General features: G+C 50.9%; 19 protein-coding genes. 8 read left to right on the top strand and 11 right to left on the bottom strand.

Annotated elements, in window-relative coordinates:
• The first annotated feature begins 7 nt into the window (after window positions 1-7).
• Together H1D31_RS02370 and H1D31_RS02365 are read left to right on the top strand one after the other, a co-directional pair.
• A complete protein-coding gene (locus H1D31_RS02370; RefSeq protein WP_261255670.1) occupies window positions 8-1,276 on the top strand; it encodes an ammonium transporter in 1,269 nt (422 codons plus the stop codon).
• A 1,030-nt stretch (window positions 1,277-2,306) separates the two neighbouring features.
• Window positions 2,307-3,257 carry a Dyp-type peroxidase gene (locus H1D31_RS02365; RefSeq protein WP_261255668.1) on the top strand — a complete coding sequence of 317 codons (951 nt, stop codon included), beginning with the start codon at window positions 2,307-2,309 and terminating at the stop codon, window positions 3,255-3,257.
• On the opposite strand, the gene argR is transcribed toward H1D31_RS02365, so the two are convergent.
• Window positions 3,240-3,707 (bottom strand): transcriptional regulator ArgR, encoded by a 468-nt coding sequence (gene argR, locus H1D31_RS02360; protein ID WP_008951008.1) that lies wholly within the window; start codon window positions 3,705-3,707, stop codon window positions 3,240-3,242. The genes H1D31_RS02365 and argR overlap by 18 nt on opposite strands.
• A 215-nt stretch (window positions 3,708-3,922) precedes the next feature.
• Between argR and mdh the strand changes: the two genes are divergently transcribed.
• Entirely contained in the window at window positions 3,923-4,861 is a 939-nt protein-coding gene (gene mdh, locus H1D31_RS02355) for a malate dehydrogenase (protein ID WP_261255662.1), read from the top strand.
• Window positions 4,862-4,970: 109 nt separating this feature from the next.
• Here the strand turns inward: mdh and ispB are convergent, their stop codons facing one another.
• Window positions 4,971-5,942, bottom strand: a complete 972-nt coding sequence (gene ispB, locus H1D31_RS02350) for an octaprenyl diphosphate synthase (RefSeq protein WP_261255661.1) — start codon at window positions 5,940-5,942, stop codon at window positions 4,971-4,973.
• 215 nt (window positions 5,943-6,157) lie between these two features.
• Between ispB and rplU the strand changes: the two genes are divergently transcribed.
• The 4 genes from rplU (at window position 6,158) to folA (ending at window position 8,521) form a co-directional block, all read left to right on the top strand.
• Complete coding sequence (gene rplU, locus H1D31_RS02345; protein WP_008609267.1) at window positions 6,158-6,466, top strand: 50S ribosomal protein L21; 309 nt, start codon at window positions 6,158-6,160, stop codon at window positions 6,464-6,466.
• 15 nt (window positions 6,467-6,481) lie between these two features.
• Window positions 6,482-6,739 (top strand): 50S ribosomal protein L27, encoded by a 258-nt coding sequence (gene rpmA, locus H1D31_RS02340; RefSeq protein WP_008609266.1) that lies wholly within the window; start codon window positions 6,482-6,484, stop codon window positions 6,737-6,739.
• 127 nt (window positions 6,740-6,866) lie between these two features.
• A complete protein-coding gene (gene cgtA, locus H1D31_RS02335; RefSeq protein ID WP_261255654.1) occupies window positions 6,867-8,024 on the top strand; it encodes an Obg family GTPase CgtA in 1,158 nt (385 codons plus the stop codon).
• An 8-nt stretch (window positions 8,025-8,032) separates the two neighbouring features.
• Entirely contained in the window at window positions 8,033-8,521 is a 489-nt protein-coding gene (gene folA, locus H1D31_RS02330; protein WP_261255653.1) for a type 3 dihydrofolate reductase, read from the top strand.
• A gap of 114 nt (window positions 8,522-8,635) precedes the next feature.
• On the opposite strand, the gene H1D31_RS02325 is transcribed toward folA, so the two are convergent.
• The 7 genes from H1D31_RS02325 to H1D31_RS02295 all read right to left on the bottom strand — a co-directional run bounded on the left by H1D31_RS02325 (window position 8,636) and on the right by H1D31_RS02295 (window position 17,275).
• Window positions 8,636-10,645, bottom strand: a complete 2,010-nt coding sequence (locus H1D31_RS02325) for a methyl-accepting chemotaxis protein (RefSeq protein WP_261255651.1) — start codon at window positions 10,643-10,645, stop codon at window positions 8,636-8,638.
• Between the two features lie 85 nt (window positions 10,646-10,730).
• A complete protein-coding gene (locus H1D31_RS02320; RefSeq protein ID WP_261255650.1) occupies window positions 10,731-11,537 on the bottom strand; it encodes a symmetrical bis(5'-nucleosyl)-tetraphosphatase in 807 nt (268 codons plus the stop codon).
• Window positions 11,537-11,914: a Co2+/Mg2+ efflux protein ApaG gene (gene apaG / locus H1D31_RS02315; RefSeq protein WP_008609261.1), complete on the bottom strand. Its 378-nt coding sequence runs from the start codon at window positions 11,912-11,914 to the stop codon at window positions 11,537-11,539. Before apaG ends, H1D31_RS02320 begins: the two co-directional genes overlap by 1 nt.
• Window positions 11,904-12,722: a 16S rRNA (adenine(1518)-N(6)/adenine(1519)-N(6))-dimethyltransferase RsmA gene (rsmA, locus tag H1D31_RS02310; protein WP_008609259.1), complete on the bottom strand. Its 819-nt coding sequence runs from the start codon at window positions 12,720-12,722 to the stop codon at window positions 11,904-11,906. The genes apaG and rsmA overlap by 11 nt, the downstream gene beginning before the upstream one ends.
• Window positions 12,715-13,710, bottom strand: a complete 996-nt coding sequence (gene pdxA / locus H1D31_RS02305; protein ID WP_261255647.1) for a 4-hydroxythreonine-4-phosphate dehydrogenase PdxA — start codon at window positions 13,708-13,710, stop codon at window positions 12,715-12,717. The genes rsmA and pdxA overlap by 8 nt, the downstream gene beginning before the upstream one ends.
• The gene (gene surA, locus H1D31_RS02300) at window positions 13,710-14,999 is read right to left on the bottom strand and encodes a peptidylprolyl isomerase SurA (RefSeq protein WP_261255645.1); all 1,290 of its coding nucleotides are present in this window, start codon (window positions 14,997-14,999) and stop codon (window positions 13,710-13,712) included. Before surA ends, pdxA begins: the two co-directional genes overlap by 1 nt.
• 11 nt (window positions 15,000-15,010) lie before the next feature.
• Entirely contained in the window at window positions 15,011-17,275 is a 2,265-nt protein-coding gene (locus tag H1D31_RS02295) for an LPS-assembly protein LptD (RefSeq protein ID WP_261255643.1), read from the bottom strand.
• Window positions 17,276-17,435: 160 nt separating this feature from the next.
• Between H1D31_RS02295 and djlA the strand changes: the two genes are divergently transcribed.
• Window positions 17,436-18,218: a co-chaperone DjlA gene (gene djlA, locus H1D31_RS02290; RefSeq protein WP_261255640.1), complete on the top strand. Its 783-nt coding sequence runs from the start codon at window positions 17,436-17,438 to the stop codon at window positions 18,216-18,218.
• 5 nt (window positions 18,219-18,223) lie between these two features.
• Here djlA and H1D31_RS02285 read toward each other — a convergent pair whose 3' ends face one another.
• Both H1D31_RS02285 and H1D31_RS02280 read right to left on the bottom strand, forming a co-directional pair.
• Window positions 18,224-18,976 carry a DUF3530 family protein gene (locus tag H1D31_RS02285; RefSeq protein ID WP_169313977.1) on the bottom strand — a complete coding sequence of 251 codons (753 nt, stop codon included), beginning with the start codon at window positions 18,974-18,976 and terminating at the stop codon, window positions 18,224-18,226.
• 105 nt (window positions 18,977-19,081) lie between these two features.
• Window positions 19,082-19,417 (bottom strand): hypothetical protein, encoded by a 336-nt coding sequence (locus H1D31_RS02280; protein WP_261255634.1) that lies wholly within the window; start codon window positions 19,415-19,417, stop codon window positions 19,082-19,084.
• Window positions 19,418-19,429: the final 12 nt, after the last annotated feature.

Genomic DNA, 19,429 nt, shown 5'->3' with positions numbered 1-19,429 from the left:
CCTTGCCATGCAAGAACAAATTTATCATTTACAGTTTGCGATGGACACCTTCTACTTCCTGATGTGTGGGGTGCTGGTGATGTGGATGGCGGCGGGCTTTTCGATGCTGGAAGCCGGTCTGGTGCGGGCCAAGAACACCACCGAAATTCTGACCAAGAATGTCGCGCTCTATTCGATTGCCTGCATCATGTATTTAGTCTGCGGCTACTACTTTATGTACGATGGCGGCATTTTCCTGCAAGGTATTGCAGAAATTGATGTAGATGCCACTTTAGCCTCCTTTGCGGAGCAAGATGATTTTACCGGTGACGCCGTCTATTCCGGTGCTTCTGACTTCTTCTTTCAGGTGGTCTTTGTCGCGACAGCAATGTCGATTGTCTCTGGTGCTGTAGCGGAGCGGATGAAATTGTGGGCCTTTTTAGCCTTTGCCGTGGTCATGACCGGCTTTATCTACCCGATGCAAGGCAGCTGGACCTGGGGCGGTAAAGAAGTATTTGGCTTATATAACTTAGGCGATCTGGGTTTCTCTGACTTTGCCGGCTCAGGCATAGTGCATATGGCGGGTGCGGCTGCAGCGTTAGCCGGGGTATTACTGTTAGGCGCCCGTAAAGGCAAATACGGTAAAGACGGTAAAGTCAATGCGATCCCAGGTGCCAATATGCCGCTGGCAGCTTTAGGTACTTTGATCCTGTGGATGGGTTGGTTTGGCTTTAACGGCGGCTCGGTATTAAAACTGGGTGATATTGCCAATGCGCACAGTGTGGCTGTGGTGTTTCTGAATACCAACGCCGCCGCTGCCTCAGGCGTGGTCGCAGCCCTGATTACCTCGGTGATCCTGTTCCGCAAGGCCGACCTGACCATGGCGTTAAACGGTGCTCTGGCGGGTCTCGTTGCCATTACCGCAGAGCCTTCTACGCCAACACCGCTGCAAGCCTCACTGTTTGGCGCTATTGCCGGTGTGTTAGTGGTCGCGTCTATCCTGGCGCTGGATAAAATTAAAATCGATGATCCGGTCGGTGCGATTTCAGTGCACGGCGTAGTGGGCTTATATGGTTTGTTATTAGTGCCTATTACCAATGGTGATAGCAGCTTTAGCGGCCAGATCATTGGTGCCCTGACCATCTTCGGCTGGGTATTTGCCACCAGTCTGCTGGTGTGGTACCTGCTGAAGTTAGTAGTGGGGATCCGGGTCAGCGAAGAAGCCGAATACGAGGGTGTCGACAGCTCAGAGTGTGGTATCGAAGCCTATCCTGAATTTGTCGCCTCGGTAAAGTAAGCAGCCCGCAGCGTGCAGGTGGCACGTTGCGGGAGCCTGTGGGCGAAACCCTGTTAGCACCGCTAACCGGCAATCCCCACTAAACCTGAACCACCTAAACACGTCTATCCTTGTCCTTTGTCTGAATTTGACGCCCCGTGGTGAAAGCCGCGGGGTTTTTTTATCTGTCAGCGGAACTGTTGCGCCAGGCACGGGTGTGCAAAGGCAGGAGAAAATAAGGCGGCCAGAAAGGTAGCTGGTATTAGCTGAAAAAAATATTAGCGTGTATTTGGGGTAAAAAAGCTGGGGCGAAAAAAGTGAGGTAGTATAAAGGAAGCGGGCCGCAAACTGCGCGGCCACTGATTCCTGATGCATCCATTGCAACCTCGATCCCTGAGGCAAATCCTGTTCGTCCTGATGGCATCCCGCCTGAGCATCCTGCAACTGACATCCGGTCAGTATCCTGAGTTCCGGTAGTGGGCACTCCGGTGCCCGCTGGCGCATCCTGCCGTCATCAACGATGACTTATCCTATGATGGTAACGGCTATCCTTACTACCATCTGCCTGGCCGCAGCCTGCGACCCGGGATCAATATTGCCATCCAAGGCTGTCCATCAAAGCTCTTTCATCCTGCCGAGCCTTCTTCATCCTGAAGGTGTCCTGTTTCTTCCTTGTGCATCCTGCCTGTTCAGTGCATCCGGCACCTGCTGCGCATCAAAGCGCTCGACTCCTGTCGGGCATCCTGCCAGCTAACTTCCTGTCAGCTATCATTCCGTCGATGTGAGTATTATGCACCTTTGCCGCAGCTTTGGGGGCCTTGTAAGACAATTCGTATCTTAGTCATAAAGTTGTAAGATAGTAGTTAATTTGAATAAGTTATTTAAATACAGTCGCTTAATTGATTCTGTCCCTAAGGTGGTGGCTTAAAATAGCGTTTTGGCTGCGTCTTTTGTGAGATATATCTCACAAACTTTCGGGGGATTAAGCTTAGACTGATTTAGGGTATACTAGGGGCAAGGATATTAAACAGACCGGAACTCTTACACTGGCATGGCGCGGGAACAATTAGGCATTTGTGCCGAAGCAAATTTACATGCGAGTTATTTGTTGTGTAATGTCCTGGATGGGCAGGAAGCCATTTTGCGGCAAAAGCTGCTGCGCATTCCACAAATGTTGCAACGCTTGGCCGAACATTTTTCGGAGTCGATGCTAACCGGTCTGGTGGCTATCAGTAGTCATTATTGGGATAGCCTTTATCCCTGGCAACGTCCGGCAGGCTTACAGGCCTTTCCGGTACTACCTTCAGAGCATCTGGCAGTGAGCTGCAGTATGGCTGATTTACTGATCCAGGTCAGATCGGATCGCTTGGATGTAAACTATATTGCGCTACAACAGATCCAGCAGCTGTTGCTGGCGAATATTGAAGTGTCTGAGCAACTCTCCGGCTTCCGTTATTTGGATGGCAGGCAACTTACCGGTTTTCCGGATGCGCCGCAGAATCCCCGCGGTATAAAACGGCGTCAGGCTGCTTTGGTGCCTGCTGTTGATTCCCCCATGTTCGCTGGCGGTAGTTATTTGCATTTTTATCGCGCCAACCTGGACCTGAAACACTGGCAGCAACTGACCGTAGCGCAACAGGAAGAGATTCTGGGGTTTGCGAAAACCGATGGCAAGCCGCTACCGGCTGAGCGACTGCTGCCTAACAGCCATCTTCAGTGCAGTCTGGCTGGCGGGTTAGCGCCGCTCCCTCTGCTGCAACAAAATATGCCTTTTTCGCAGGGCAATAGTCAGGGCCTGTTGGTGCTGAACTTTAGTCATCAGGCCGAGCGCTTTGCACAGCAATGGCATTACCGCTTAGGCTTAAATGAAGGGCGATATTACGACAGCCTGCTGGATTTCTACCGCATCGATTTGGCCGCGGCCTTTTTTGTTCCTGCTCTGGGCTTTCTGGAGGCTGCCGCTAATGGCAGCCTTGGTACATCCTCAGACCTTTTCGAATAACTCCGTCACTTTTTGCAGCGTAAAATCGATATTTTTCACGCTAATCGGCGCAATAAAAATCGTATCGTCCCCCGCTATGGTCCCCAATACGCCTTCCGCCTTGCCAACGGAATCCAGCAAGCGGGCAATCAGTTGCGCCGCGCCCGGGCTGGTACGGATAATAATCATCACATCGTTGTGTTCGATATCCAGCACTAGCTGCCGTAGCGGGCTTTTGGTGGTCGGTACTCCCAGCTCCGGTGGCAGGGTGTAGACCATTTCCTGTCGGGCATTACGGGTGCGCACCGCACCGTATTTGCTCAGCATACGGGAGACTTTGGACTGACTAACGTTATCAAACCCTTCTTTTTTCAGCGCGTCGACAATTTCGCCCTGAGAACCAAAACTTTCCGTTTTCAATAAGGCTTTAAACGCATGGATCAGCGCTTCCTGGCGGTTTTGTTTTGTCATAGTTTGAGTTTCCGCATTATTCGTTAGACGGATACTAACAAAAATCGCGCAACAATGCAGTTGGTACAGTAAAATAGCCTTTACGCTTTTAAGGCGCTCTGGCGAAGGCAAAGTCGCCGAAATTGCTTAGACTTTAGGCGTAAGATATTTGTAATTTCGCGGCCATTTCAGTATTGTTGGCGCGGTTATTCTGAACTGTAAAATTGGAGAGAATCATGAAAGTTGCCGTATTAGGTGCAGCCGGTGGTATCGGTCAGGCACTGTCTTTATTACTGAAATTAGATTTACCTGCCGGCACAGACTTAGCCTTATATGATCTGGCTCCAGTAACACCGGGCGTGGCGGTAGATTTAAGCCATATCCCAACCGCAGTAAAAGTAACGGGTTATGGTAAAGAAGACCTGAGCAAGGCGCTCCTTGGTGCTGATATCGTGATGATCCCTGCTGGTATGCCGCGCAAGCCAGGTATGGACCGCTCTGATTTATTCAATATCAACGCCGGCGTAGTAAAAACCCTGGCCGAAGCCATTGTTGAAAATTGTCCGAAAGCGCTGGTGGGTATTATCACTAACCCGGTCAATACCACTGTGGCTATTGCTGCTGACGTGTTCAAAAAAGCCGGTACTTACGATCCGCGTCGCCTATTCGGTGTGACGACGCTGGACGTGATCCGTGCTGAAACCTTCGTTGCTGAATTAAAAGGCAAAAGCCCTGTTGATGTAGCCGTGCCTGTTATCGGTGGTCACAGTGGCACCACTATCCTGCCATTATTATCACAAGTGGCTGATATCAGTTTCTCTGATGAGGAAGTGAAATCTTTAACTCACCGCATTCAGAACGCCGGTACTGAAGTGGTTGAAGCTAAGGCGGGTGGCGGATCGGCTACACTGTCTATGGGTCAGGCTGCTGCCCGTTTCTGTTTGTCTTTGGTTAAAGGTTTACAAGGTAAAACGGTTACTGAATACGCTTATGTAGAAGGTAACGGTGAATACGCCCGTTTCTTCGCTCAGCCAATCGTACTGGGCAAAAACGGTGTAGAACACCTGCTGCCAATCGGTGAGCTGAGTGCTTTTGAACAAAAAGCCATGACTGATATGTTAGGCACCCTGAAAGCCGACATTACGCTGGGTGAAGAGTTCGTTAAGAACAACTAAGCCCGGTCGTTGCTATAACAATAAAGGCGCCGTTGGCGCCTTTATGTTTTTGCGGATTCGGTTTGTGCTATCACCCTTAAGTGAAAGCACCCTTAAGTGACAGCGCGCTTTAGTGACTGCGTGATACGGCGATATCCGCTAATGCTAACAGCGCCTGCTTATAGGGGCTATCCGGCAGTGGCTGCAGTGCTAATTGCGCCGCTTTCGCTTCCTGCTCAGCTTTATTGCGGGTATAGTCAAAGGCGCCGGTTTGCTCTAAGGCTGTCATAATTTCGCTAAAGTGCTGCATACCATTGCCCTCGGTAATGGCCTCGCGAATTAATTGTTGCTGCCTTTCGTTACCCATTTTCAACGCATGTAGCAGTGGTAGGGTGGGTTTGCCTTCAGCCAGATCATCACCGATATTTTTGCCCAGCTCTGCAGCATCAGCCTGGTAGTCCAGCACATCATCAATTAGCTGAAAGGCGGTACCCAAATGCATGCCATAGGCCTGCATCGCCTGCTCGATCGCAGCGGGTTGGTTGGAAATAACCGCCGCTAACTGCGTTGCCGCTTCAAATAATTTGGCGGTTTTGCAGTAAATGACCTGCATATAGCTTTGCTCGGTAGTATCAGGATCATTCACATTCATCAGCTGCAGCACTTCGCCTTCAGCGATAATGTTAGTGGCATCGGCCAGTACCTGCATTACCCGCATACTGTTTAATGACACCATCATCTGAAACGAGCGGCTATACAGGAAATCACCAACTAATACACTGGCCTGATTGCCGAACAGCGCGTTAGCAGTTTCTTTACCGCGGCGCATGGTTGACTCATCCACCACGTCATCGTGCAGCAGGGTCGAGGTATGAATAAACTCGACGATAGCCGCAACACTAATATGTTGCTGCCCCTGATAACCCAGCGCCCGGGCAGCTAATACCGCCAGTAAAGGGCGTAACCTTTTACCGCCGCTATTGACGATATAGATACCAAGTTGGTTAATCAGCGCCACGTCGGAGCTGAGCTGAGAGAATATCTGCTGGTTTACTGCCGTCATATCGGCTGCCGCGAGGCGTTGTATTTCGTCGAGCGTCATCTGCCAACAACTGCGTTAAGTCTCTGAATAAGGTCAATTCTACACTATTAGCCGCCCTGGCTAAAATGAAATCTGGATCCTTTTCTGCGACAGCAGATCTTTTTCATAATTGTACTTGCGGCTGTGGGGGAAATTGCGTACAATTCGCGCCCTGTGAATTGAATTAACACGCCCCTTTATTTACAAGCGATGGCGTGCTTTGTACGGAGTTAACTATGTACGCGGTTTTCCAAAGTGGTGGCAAACAGCACCGTGTGACGGAAGGTCAGACTCTTCGTCTGGAGAAGTTAGACCTGGAAACAGGCGCAACAATCGAATTTACCCCGCTGATGATCGCTAACGGCGAAGCCATCAGTATCGGTGCCCCTTTAGTTGAAGGTGGTAAAGTAGTAGCGGAAGTGGTCAGTCATGGCCGTGGCGATAAGATCAAGATCGTCAAGTTCCGTCGTCGTAAGCATTCACGTAAGCAGATGGGCCACCGTCAGTGGTTCACTGAAGTGAAAATCACCAGCATCAGCGCGTAACAGGAGTATCGACACATGGCAAGTAAGAAAGGTGTAGGTAGCACTCGTAACGGTCGCGATTCAGAAGCTAAACGCTTAGGTGTTAAGCGTTTCGGTGGTGAGTCTGTATTAGCAGGTAACATCATTGTGCGTCAGCGTGGTACTAAGTTCCATGCCGGCAGCAACGTTGGTATCGGTAAAGACCACACTTTATTCGCCTTAACCGACGGTAAAGTGAAATTCGAAGTGAAAGGCGAACATAACCGTAAGTTCGTTAGCATCGTCAGCGAATAAGCTGCAGATCTTCGAAAGAACCCCGCCTGGTGCGGGGTTTTTTTATAAATTTTCCGCACCCCCCGACATAGGTTATACTTGGCTGCATGAGTCAGGTTCCTAAGCACAGTTAAGCAGGACAGCACCGATGAAGTTTGTAGATGAAGCGATAATTCGCGTCGAGGCCGGCGACGGCGGCAACGGCATTATCAGTTTTTTACGGGAAAAGTTTATCTCCAAAGGCGGGCCAAATGGCGGTGACGGTGGGGATGGCGGCGACGTCTATCTGCAAGCGGATGAGAACCTGAATACGCTGGTCGATTATCAGTTTGAAAAATATCACAGCGCTGAACGCGGTGAAAACGGTGGCAGCGTCAACTGTACCGGTAAGCGCGGTGCCGATCTGGTATTAAAAGTGCCGGTGGGTACCCGGGCGGTGGATGTTGATACCGATGAGGTGATTGGCGATCTGACCAGCAATGGTCAAAAGTTAATGGTCGCCAAAGGCGGTTGGCATGGTTTAGGTAATGCCCGTTTTGCCAGCAGTACCAACCGTACACCACGTAAGAAAACCAATGGTACGCCGGGTGAGATCCGTAATTTACGTCTTGAGCTGTTACTGCTGGCCGATGTCGGTCTGTTAGGTCTGCCCAATGCCGGTAAATCAACGCTGATCCGTGCAGTATCTGCCGCCAAGCCGAAAGTGGCCGATTATCCTTTTACCACGCTGGTACCAAATTTGGGTGTGGTCCGCGTTGAATCGCACCGCTCCTTTGTGATTGCCGATATCCCGGGTCTGATTGAGGGCGCCGCTGAAGGTGCTGGTCTGGGTATTCAGTTCCTGAAACACCTGGAGCGCTGCCGTCTATTATTACATGTGATTGATGTACTGCCCGCTGACGGTTCCGATCCGGCAGAGAATGCGCAAACCATCATTCAGGAGCTGCATAAATACAGCGCCAAGCTTGCTGCCAAGCCACGCTGGTTGGTATTTAACAAGCTGGATCTGGTACTTGAAGACGAGCTGGAAGAGATTGTGCAGCAGGTGACCACAGCACTGGACTGGCAGGGACCGGTATTTAAGATCTCTGCTGCTTCACGCGAAAATACCCAGCAGCTATCACGCGAGATCCTGAACTATATCGAGCAGCTACCGGAAGAAAAAGCCAGCGAGCAAGCGGCTGATCCGGTAACCTTTAAGTGGGATGACTACCATGAAGAAGTCAACTCGCTGGAAGATGATCTGGATGACGATGATGATTTCGATGACGACGATTACGACGTTGAAGTGATTTACCAGCGCTAGGTCAGACGATGCGGATTTCGATGATCGCCGCAATGGCGCAGCAGCGGGTGATTGGTTTAAATAACCAAATGCCCTGGCATTTACCCGCTGATTTACAACACTTTAAAAAAGTCACGCTCGGCAAGCCGGTAGTGATGGGGCGTAAGACCTTTGAGTCGATTGGCCGGCCCTTACCAGGGCGGCGTAATATCGTTATCAGCCGGCAAACGCCAGCAGTTGATAGCCCGGTCGAGTGGGTCAGTAGCATAGAGCAGGCGTTAGCCTTATTGGCGGAACAGCCGGAAGTGATGATTATTGGCGGCGCCGAGATTTACCGGCAGTGTCTGCCGCTGGCCCAGCGTTTATACCTGACTGAAATCGCGCTCGAAACCGCCGGAGACGCCTTTTTCCCGGATTACCATGCTGAGGGCAACTGGCAGGAGATCGCGCGCGAGGAGCATCCACAGAGCGCAGAGAATCCGCTGGGTTATCGCTTTATTACGCTGGAACGGCAGTAGGCATTACAGCGCAGTGACTGAGCTACGTTTAAGGCAATAAACAAGCCGTCAAATAGCAAAACAGCAGATAAAAAAGGCCAGCATCACGCTGGCCTTTTTGACGTCTGAGTCAGGTTACACTTTAAACTGATCGACTGAACGGCGTAGCTCTTCGGCCAGCTTCGCTACTTCATGGCTGGAGGCTGAGGTTTGTTCGGCACCGGAAGCAGTTTGTTCGGCAATGGCCACAATAGACTCCAGCAAACCGCTAATTTCAGCTGATACCTGATGTTGCTCTTTGGCAGCACTGGAAATCTGCTCGCTCATGTCGTGAGCCAGATGTACAGCATGGGTAATCGAATCCAGTGCTGAGGTGGCGACTTCAGTCTTGGCAACACAATCCTCGGCTTGCTTTTTACCTTTGTTCATTGCTTCTACCGCAGCATGAGCACCGCTTTGCAGCGCCTGGATCATCGCCTGAATTTCCTGAGTCGAAGCCTGTGTCTTGCTGGCCAGTGAGCGTACTTCATCGGCCACAACGGCAAAGCCGCGACCCTGTTCACCGGCCCGGGCGGCCTCAATGGCGGCGTTTAATGCCAGCAGGTTGGTTTGCTCAGCAATGCCACGGATCACATCGAGGATACTGCCAATAGAGGCGCTGTCTTTATGTAGCTTGTTGATCACCTGCGATGCTTGCTCTACTTCGCGTGACAGCTGGATAATGATGGCTTTGTTTTCCAGTGAAATGCCTTTAACCCGTTCGGCTTCTTTGTCGGCATTTTTGATCTCGTTAAGCGCATCATTCGAGCTTTGCAGCACGCCTTGCGAGGTACTGCTCATCTCGGTGGTGGCGGTTGCTGCCTGGGTAACCTGAGATTTCTGTTCGCGGATAGCCTGAGTGGTTTGCAGCGTAATAGCTGAGGTTTCTTCTGAGGCCGCGGCCAGCTGGGTTGAACGCGAGATAATACCCTGAATTAGTTGCTGCAGACTCTGGTTAACCTTATTGATATTGCGAGCCAGATCACCAAACTCATCCTGGCTGCGATCGTCCAGCTTCTGTGTCAGGTCACCTGAGGCAACTACACTTAGCATGGCGTTGACTTTTTCCAGCGGCTTAACAATCGCAAACACGGTGCGATAGGCGATAAAGACCGCGATCAGCACAGAAAACAGCATGACGATAAAGATAGCGGTGACGGCATTGCTAACACTGCTACGGCTTTGCTCCTGAATTTCTGCTGCTACCCGGGTGCTTTGGTTTAGCAAGGCATCCAGCCGACTGATCGCCATACCGGTTTGTTCGTCTGCTTGTTGCAGCAGCTGTGAGGCTCGGGCTTTACCCTGCAAAAACTGCAATTTCAAGGCGGGTATGCCCTGGCTGGCATCTAACAACTGGGCTACGTCTTGCAGCTTCTCGGCCAGCTCTTGTGGCATGGCAACCTGTGACGCTTCGCTCAGCATAACTTGCAGCTGGGTTTCTAAGTCCTGTAACCGGAATGCAATATCATTGTTGATGGTGCTCGCGGTATTGTCATTGCTGGTGCGGTTTAAATCCACTACCACGCTGATCAGGCTATTAATCCCGGTCTCCATTTGTGTCGCAGCCTGGTAAGCACGGGGAAAGCGACTGCGCACATTGCTTAAGTCAGTAAAATCGAGCAGTAAGGACGCCATGTCATCAGCATGTCCTTCCAACTCGGCCATTTTGCTGTCGATGCTGCTTTGTAACTGGAGGTTTTGAGCCAGTTGATCAAATAACTGATTCGAAAGTGGGATAAAGGCGTCAAAGGCAGCTGCAACAGGTTGTGTCGCTTCCCGCAGGCGTTGTTGTTGTTGTACTGCTTTGCTTAGCTCTGCGGCGGCGGCCGAGTAAGCGCGTTGTTCAGCAGCAAATTGCTCGCGCAGGCTGCTGATCTGTTCGTTGGTCGGTGCATTAAAGGCTTGCAGACTGATTTTACTCATCAGCACAAACTCGCTCTTCATTAACGCACTGTTTTCTAAAGCCGGGATTGAAACATTGTTTACTTCGGCGGTAGAGGAACTAATGCTGCTCAGTTGCGAGTAGGCGGTAAAGCCAATAATCAGCAACAGCAAGGTTATCACACTGAAACCGCCAACTACCCTTAGTTTTACGGTCAACTTCATAACAACTCCAGTTTGATCGAATTATGTGGTCGGACTGTACTGTCTTATGCAGCAAAGACGGGGCCATGTGGCCAAGCCAAACCTATTATTGTTGTTCTGCCCTGACACTATAGCGTTGTCTGCTTTCAACGCAATAGGCGGTAAGCGTATTTCCCCAAACACAACCCGTGTCCAGCGCCTGAATATCGGGGATCGGACTTTGGCCGTTAAGCGCGGCCCAGTGGCCGAATAATAACTCAGGATGAGGTTTATTGCGCCAGAATTCGTACCAGGGTACCAAATCCGGTTGGTTTTCTGGTGCAGCCTTGCTGGATAGCTCCAGTGCGCCGTCGGGATGGCAAAAGCGCATCCTGGTACAGGCATTGATGGTATAGCGCCAGCGCTGTTCAGGCGTTTTGGCATCTGCCCAGCGTACCGGTAAGTTACCGTACATGACAGCAAGTAGTGGCTCGGGATCGTGCTGTAACTGCCGGGAAACATCGGCGCAGGCGCTTAGAGCTGTAGGGATGTCCCAGTCCGGGGCCAGGCCGGCATGTAACATCCAATAGGCATCCTCTGGCCCGCGTTGTAATAAGGGCTGTTGACATAGCCAATGCACCAGTTCTGCCAAGTCCGGCGCTGCTAGCAGCGGCTCCAGCTTATCGGCGGCTTTAATTTTGCCATAGCCATAATAGTGGGCAATAAAGTTCAGGTCATGGTTACCCAGTACGACACGGGCGCCACTGCCCAGTTGCTTAACAAAGCGCAGACAGGCTAAGGAATCAGGACCGCGGGCAATCAAATCTCCACAGAACCATAAGCTGTCCTGCAATGGTTGATAATTCAGCGCTGCCAGCAAGCGCTGCAGCGGTTCAAAGCAACCTTGTAAATCGCCAATAACGTAGGTGGCCATCAGTTCAGCGCGTGCGGCATGGCCAGTCGGAACAGCGGGATAGGGGTTTGAAACGGGTGTTTGGCGGCATCAATCATTTCATAGTAACCCTGCATAGTGCCGACAGGGGTTTCTAATACTGCGCCACTGGTATAGCTGTAGGTTTCACCCGGTTGCAGTTCCGGCTGTACCCCGATCACCCCGTCACCGGCGACCTCAGTTTGTTTACCGTTGCCATCGGTGATCAGCCAGTAGCGGCGCAGCAGCTGCACTGGCAGGCTGCTGTGATTGGTAATATTGACACAGTAAGCAAAGACATAACGTTGTTCGGCTGGATCAGACTGAGCGCCAAGATAAAAACTGTCTACCGAAACCTTGACCTGATGTTCAGCTTGCATCCGTCTTTTCCTGTGTCGCCAGCCACTGCGCAACGCGGATAAAGTCAGTAACTGGAAGTTGCTCTGGTCTTAATCCCGGGTTGATACCCAGGGCTTCAATTTGTTCAGCAGTGGCGAAATTACTGAAGCCATTACGCAGTGTTTTACGGCGCTGATTAAAGGCTTCCAGACAAACCCGATTTAGGATGGCCGGGTCAACGGCGGCCCGCTCTGCTTTGGGGAAAGGGATCAGGCGTACCACGGCAGAATCGACTTTCGGCGCCGGCTTAAAGGCGCCTGGCCCCACCTGCACGACCGGCAGTGCCTTGCAATAGTACTGTGTCATCACACTGAGGCGACCATAGTCCTTACCCCCATGGCTGGCCGTCATCCGATCTACCACTTCTTTTTGTAGCATAAAGTGCATGTTTTCAATTTCATCCGCGAATTCAAACAGATGAAACAGTAAAGGCGTAGAAATATTGTATGGCAGGTTACCAAAGACTTTGAGCTTTTGCCCGGGCTGGATTAACTGACGGAAATCAAACTTCATGGCGTCAGCCTGAAAAATTTGCAGTTTGTCAGCAAGGGTAGGGTGTTGGCGCAGACGCTCAGCCAGATCGCGGTCCAGCTCTACCACTGTGAGTTTTCCTGCCGCCTCTGCAACCGGTTCCGTCAGCGCCCCCAGTCCAGGGCCAATTTCGACCAGCAGATCTGTACTTTTCGGTGCTATCGCTTTGACGATTCTGCCAATGACCTGAGGATCATGTAAAAAGTTTTGGCCAAAGCGTTTGCGGGCGCGGTGGCCCTGATGAACATTGTCAGTCATGATTATCCAGGGTGCGTTGTGCCAGTTGAATGGCTTCTCTGACAGCATGAAATAGGCTGCCCGGATCGGCTTTGCCGCTGCCAGCCAGATCCAGTGCGGTACCATGATCGACAGAGGTCCGGATCAGGGGTAAGCCCAGGCTGATATTTACTGAGCGGCCAAAGCCTTTGTATTTCAGAACCGGTAAACCCTGATCGTGATACATGGCCAACACGGCATCGGCATTGTTCAGATATTTGGGTTGAAACAGGGTATCGGCAGGTAGCGGACCGAACAGTTGCATCCCGGTCGAGCGCAGCTCATTTAATGCCGGGATAATCACATCAATTTCTTCGCGGCCCAGATGACCTCCTTCACCGGCATGCGGGTTTAAGCCGCACACATAAATTTTCGGTTCAGGGATGCCAAATTTCTGCTGCAGATCCTGATGCAAAATGGTCAGCACTTTTAATAAACGTTCACGGGTAATGGCTTTGGCAACATAGGCCAGTGGAATATGGGTGGTAGCCAGTGCCACTCTTAAACCTTCAGTGGCCAGCATCATCACCACATAAGGGGTGTTGGATTGCTGGGCAAAGAACTCGGTATGGCCGCTAAAAGCAATACCCGCTTGATTGATAATACCTTTGTGCACTGGTCCGGTGACGATGGCAGCGACCTCTCCCGCGATCACCATTGCGCCGGCTGCCGTTAAGGTCTCGACAACATAGTTGCCGTTGGCAGCATTGAGCTCGCCAGGAACCACGGCAGCGGCAAGAGGAAAGTCCCGAACTGTCAGCGTACCTGCTGCCTGTGGTTTCGCAGGTACTGCCGCATCAAAGGGTAAAAACTGTACTTGCAAACCCAGTTGCTGTGCGCGGTCGCGCAGCAACTGCAGGTTAGCGCAAATAACCAACTCAACCGGCCAGGCCTGTTGTGCCAGCGCCAGTACCAGATCAGGACCTATACCGGCAGGTTCACCGGGAGTTATTGCCAGGCGCAAGGTCATCAGTTATCGGCCAGAACTTCAATATAGGCTTCATCACGCAGTTCGCGCAGGAAGCTGGTGGACTCCTCGTTGAAACGGCGGTTGAAGATCATACGGTATACCTGTTCTCTCTTACGATCGGCAGTGGCATCTACAGTACGGCGATCCAACAGCTGCGCAATATGCCAACCGTGTTCGGTACGGAAGGGCTCACTGATTTCATTTAACTGCAACCGGTTCAGGGTATCGCGGAACGCGGGTACGTATACATCAGGTTCACTCCAACCGAGTTCGCCACCGTTTAGTTTCGAGCCCGGATCTTCAGAATATTGTTTCGCCATCTCGGCAAAGTCAGCTTCACCAGCCTGAACCTTTTGCAGGATGTCATTTAGCAGGGCGCGAGCACGTTCTTCACTGACGATAATTGAAGGTTTCACTAAAATATGCCGGGCTTTAACTTCCTGTAATTCAGTCACGTTTTCGCCACGAATATCGAAAATAGTCAGAATATGAAAGCCGGCACCTGAGCGTAGAGGTCCTGCCAAATCGCCTCTTTTGCGACCACGAATGGCTTCCGAGAACAGAGTTGGCATTTCGTTAATACCCATCCAGTCCAATTCACCACCTTCCAAAGCATTGGCCGCACTGGAAGAGGCAATGGCAATCCGGCGGAAATCGCTGCCTTCGCGCAGTAACTTAATGACCTGCTCGGCACGCTCGCGTGCGTCATTGATTTGCTCAGTCGTTGCCTGGCTCGGGATGGCTATCAGAATATGACCCAGTTTGTACTGTTCGTTAATCGCGCCCTGTTCTTCCATTAGTTTCAGCAGGTTATCGACTTCTTGCGGGCTGATATAAATCCTGCGTTGGACGTTAGCGCGTAGCACCTCGTTGGTAATAATTTCTTCGCGTACCTTTTCCCGGAAACGTTCATAATTACCCTCTTCAGAGGTGACGCGCTGACGAAATTGCTCCAGGGTCATATTTTCACCCTGAGCGATATTGCGGATAGTATCGTCGAGCTGCGCATCGGAAATTTGCAAACCCATACGCTGTGCCATTTGTAGCTGCAAATTGGTCATAATCAAGCGTTCTGTTGCCTGAGTACGCAGTGCCTGGTCAGATGGCAAGGTTTGACCTTGCGCTTGCGCATTGCGTTTAACCCGTTCAACAATCTCATCAATATCGGTTTTTAAAATCACGCCATTATCGACAATAGCTGCCACCCGATCGACTTCACGTTCAGCGGCGCAGAGTGCCAGGCTGGCGGCGCCAAGCAAGAATGCACAGATAAGTTGTTGTAACTTCATAATTTCCTACATTAATTTGTTAGTAAATACGGGCGCCGGTAGCTAAAAATGCCATTCGACAACATATCGGCAACGCCAAAACCTGCTTTATCGCCAAAGCCTTTAAACACAAACTGCAGGCTAAAGCCGCTGTCCAGACGGGCAAATTGGTTCAGATCGGTGATACCACTTTCCAGATCGGCTCTCACCTGCCTTCTGGCGACAAAACGTACTGCCCAGCAGCAGGATTCATATTGCAGTCCGAGATTGGCGTCTATCATACGATGATTTGTCACATCCCGATAGTAACTGGCGATCAGTTGCCAGTTTTGTTGCAGGGGGATAGCACCAAATAAGCCGAGTTGCTGGATTTCCACACCTGAGACCGCCCGACTGTAGCGATGGTTCAATTGCAGTAAGGTATTCTCGCTGCCACGGTAGTCGAGGCTGGCATTACTTTTTATCAGCTTTTTGCTGTCGATATCATATTGTAATGCACTGCTAACGTACCAACGGCGGTACCAATGCCAAATCATTTCCGATGCGAGCATCGATTCGGTGGAAACCAGATCTTGGGTTAGCACGTCGTTGGTCACTTCCGGTTCTTTCAGAAAGAAGATCTGACCAAGGCTAAAACGGAACAACTCATTATCAGTATTATCATAAAAGCGGGTGGTCCAACCCACAGTCAGTTGATTGGCCTCGTTTATCCGGTCCAAACCGGAAAAGCGATTCTGCCGGAACAGACCATAGTAATCGTCCTGCAAGCGGGTCGTATCGTAAAGGCCGATCTGACTCTGATCGCGGTAAGGAATATACAGATATTGCAGTTGAGGCTCAAAGGTTTGCAGTGCTTGTTCACCGAACCAGTCATATTCGCGCTCAAAATTCACCCGGGCATGCAAACGAACCTTGGGCAGTGTCCGGCTGATTTTTTCCTGCTCAGCGTCGAGTTGTTGCTCACTTTGCTGTTGATAATAGGTATACAGCAGACTGCTTTCGGCGGTTAATTCAAAAGCCGGGGTGATATAAGGTAATCTGATTGTCGGTTCCAGATGGATCCGATCGGCAGCGGTGTAGAATGCATCGGCGTTGCGAAAATGCGCATACTGAGCCTGCCATAATCCTTGCAGATTATCAGTCAGCTGTAGCGGGTTAGCCGATGCCAGACTGAGTTGTGGCATGGCCTGATAGGCTCTGTTGTAATTTCCCAGAATTTCAAAACCCTGTAACTTCAACTGAGAATGAACTTTATCCCCGAAATAACTAAGGTTAGCTTCGCGATATAACTGGGTATCGCTCTGACTATTGAAATCGGAGCCCAGTTCCGTCAGATAGGCATCATCACTGACATCGGTAAAATCCACGTAGCCACGCCAACGCTCGCTAAAGTCTGAGCGATGGCTGATATGGCCCAGATAACGTTGTCCAAAACCGGTTGGCTTATCATTGTCGTTATGCAAATACTCCAGCTGCAGCTGCCCCTGGTGTGCCTCAGTCAGATAGCGAAATTCCGACTTTAACTGAGTCCCTCTCTTACTCATGTAGCGGGGGGTCAGAGTCAAATCATAGTTGGGTGCCAGATTAAAGTAATAGGGGAGTTCTAAATCTAATCCTACCCGCTGTGAACTGCCGACTTTGGGAATTAACAAGCCGGTTTTCCGCTGATCATCAACCGGAAAGGTCAGATAGGGGATATAAAAGACCGGCACATCCTTGATGCGGAAGACCGCATGATGCGCTTCGCCCCAGCCTGAGTCTGCTGCAATGGTAATTTCTTCGGCATATAGCCCCCAGCTATTATCCTGCTGGGGACAGGTCGTAAATAAGGCCTGATTCAGTTGTAACTGCTCGCTAGAAGCGACCAGGGCTTTAGCCTCGCCCCGACCGGCTTGACTGATAAACTGATAGCGGGCGTCCGATAGTTGCGCCCTATTGTTAGCCAGGTCCGCAGCAAAGCGACTGCCACTTACATAAAGGTCGCTGTTGTAATATTCAATACCACCATCAGCAATCAACTGTTGATTGCTGGCGCTATAGCGGGCTCTTGGTGCCTGCAAGAGCGTATCGCGCTGCATAATCTGTACCTGGCCGGAAAAATCTGCCTGCTGATTATCCCGTATACTCACGGTGTCGGAGAAAATGCGGATATTGTTATCGGTAGCGTTAGCCGATTGCAGAGTTTCGGGGATACTTAACGGTTGATAACAGAGTGCAGGAGCAGGTTGTTGGGCTTGTGCCTGTGTGGCGTGCAAAGCCGCCCAGATGAGTCCTGCTAAACTTAAACCCTGTTTCATGCCTTATTCTCGTTAATGCGCTACCCGTGCCGCGTTGCGCGGGTTTGCTATGATAAATCAATTTTAGAAATCCTGCTAATCCGATATAGTGCGGCTGAGTGAAGGTCAGGATTACCCGGCAGGACAGCTGCTTAGGTTAAGTGAAGACGGAGAAGTTCAGGTGTGGGGTAAAGTATTGGGAGCCTTATTCGGCCTGGCATTACTAAAATTGCCGGGGCTGGTACTGGGTGTATTGCTTGGACATCTTGCTGACCAATGGTTTTTGAAACGTTGGGCGCAATTACGTCACCGGCTGCAACCTGAAGACGAGCAAATTCTGTTTATGTACAGCAGTTTTGCGGTGATGGGGCACCTGGCGAAAGCGCGTGGCGTGGTAACGCAAGCGCATATTGCACAGGCCAATCGTTTTATGCAACAGCTGGGATTAACCACCAGCCAGCAACGCGAGGCGCAGGCAGCGTTCCGTGATGGTAAAGCAGTAAACTTCCCGTTTCGGGAGCAGTTACAAGCGTTTTATCAGTGCTATCGCTCGCGGTCAGAAGTGCTGCAATTATTTTTAGAAGTGCAATTGGGTACGGTTTGGGCCGAAGGCAAGATTGTGCCTGAGCAACGGCGCCTGCTAACCGTTATTGCACAGGAGCTTAAGATCCCGCAGCCAGTGCTGGAGCAATTATTACGTTCCTACCAGTCACGGCAGGAGCAAACTACCGGCAATGTTCAGGGGCTTACGTTAGCGGGAGCCTATCAACTATTGGATTGCAGTCCCGAATGCAGCGAGTTGGAGTTGAAGCGAGCGTACCGTAAGCTGATGGCTCAGCATCACCCGGATAAACTGGTATCGCAGGGGGTGCCAGCGGCGATGCTGGAGGTTGCCAAGCAAAGGTCGCAGGAAATACAGGCCGCGTATGAATTTATCAAGCAGCAACGGGCGAAAGCGGGTTAGGAGCGTTAGAATCCTAAACTACTGAGCCAGCCAAAGATTTCTTTGAACAGCCACTCCTGCTGGCTGGCATGATAATGCATATCGGGTAAATAACGTTGCCGGTACAGAGGGTTAGACTGTGCTCGTGCCAACAGTTGCCGCTGTTGACTATCCGTTGCTGACCACGGATGGTCGGCGCCGGTAAGCAGGTCCAGGACTGGGACCTTTAGATTAGTCATCTGTTGTTGTAGCTGTAGCTGTAGCGTCGGATCTTTCAGATAGGCCCCGATACTGACTACGGCGGCAATATTAAGTTCGTCCTGCTCCATCAGCAATGCATGCCAGGCACCAGCAACCTCACCCTGGACCAGGATGATTAGCGGGCCTGTGGGTGCCGGCTGCAACTGCTGTAATGCTTGCCAGCGGGCCGCCAACTGGGCTTTGTTTGCTGCCAACGCAGTGCTGGCGTCCTGCGCCTGATGTGCTTCAAGTTCAGGCAGGGCCAGAATGCTCCAGCCAAAAGCCGGCAAATGCTGAAACAGAAACCCCCAAAGCTGCGGACTTAGCAGGTGACGCTGCTGTGCTGGCATAAAGATGACAGTACCTTTGCTCTGACGGGTAACGGCAGGCACCCTGGCCAGCTGAATTGAGGTTTCTGCAGTCGTTAATGTTGTAAGCTCAAGGCTGGGGTGCTGGCGCACAATATCCTGCCAGTTTGCCAGGGCAGGGCAGGTAACCAATAACAGAGCTACTAATGGCAGTGCGCGAAATGTTGGCATAGTGACACCCGATGAGCCAGATAATACCGTATCGGTCATGGCGGCTAAAACTTAAGCCGCTGACAGTATTATAGCTTGCAGCTGGACCACATTTTTAGCTAAGGGTTAGTTTGCGCTTTGCAGGTGCTCACTGAAGGTATACAGGACTTTGTTATCGTGACTGAACTTAACATAGCTACCGTGGTGTTCCAACAATCTGACCAGTACCGACGGTTGTAAAATAAAACAATACTTAGTGGCTTTAAATTCAACCAGTGCTTTGGCCATTTCTCTTAAGTGGTCATTGGCGGCCAGTCGTTTTGCTTCATGTTCATCATTACAAACATGCGAAGCTTGTTCCAACTGAACTAAAGACTCAGAGTTGACTGTTTCAGCTAGCAGTGTGGTGCTACCAAGCAGCAAGGTGGCAGCTAAACAGAATTTGACAAAACAAGACATCATTACTCGTTCCCG

It is taken from the genome of Alishewanella sp. BS5-314 (genome assembly GCF_025377695.1).
Taxonomy (GTDB): domain Bacteria; phylum Pseudomonadota; class Gammaproteobacteria; order Enterobacterales; family Alteromonadaceae; genus Alishewanella; species Alishewanella aestuarii.
This window is presented reverse-complemented; position numbering and strand designations above follow the sequence as displayed.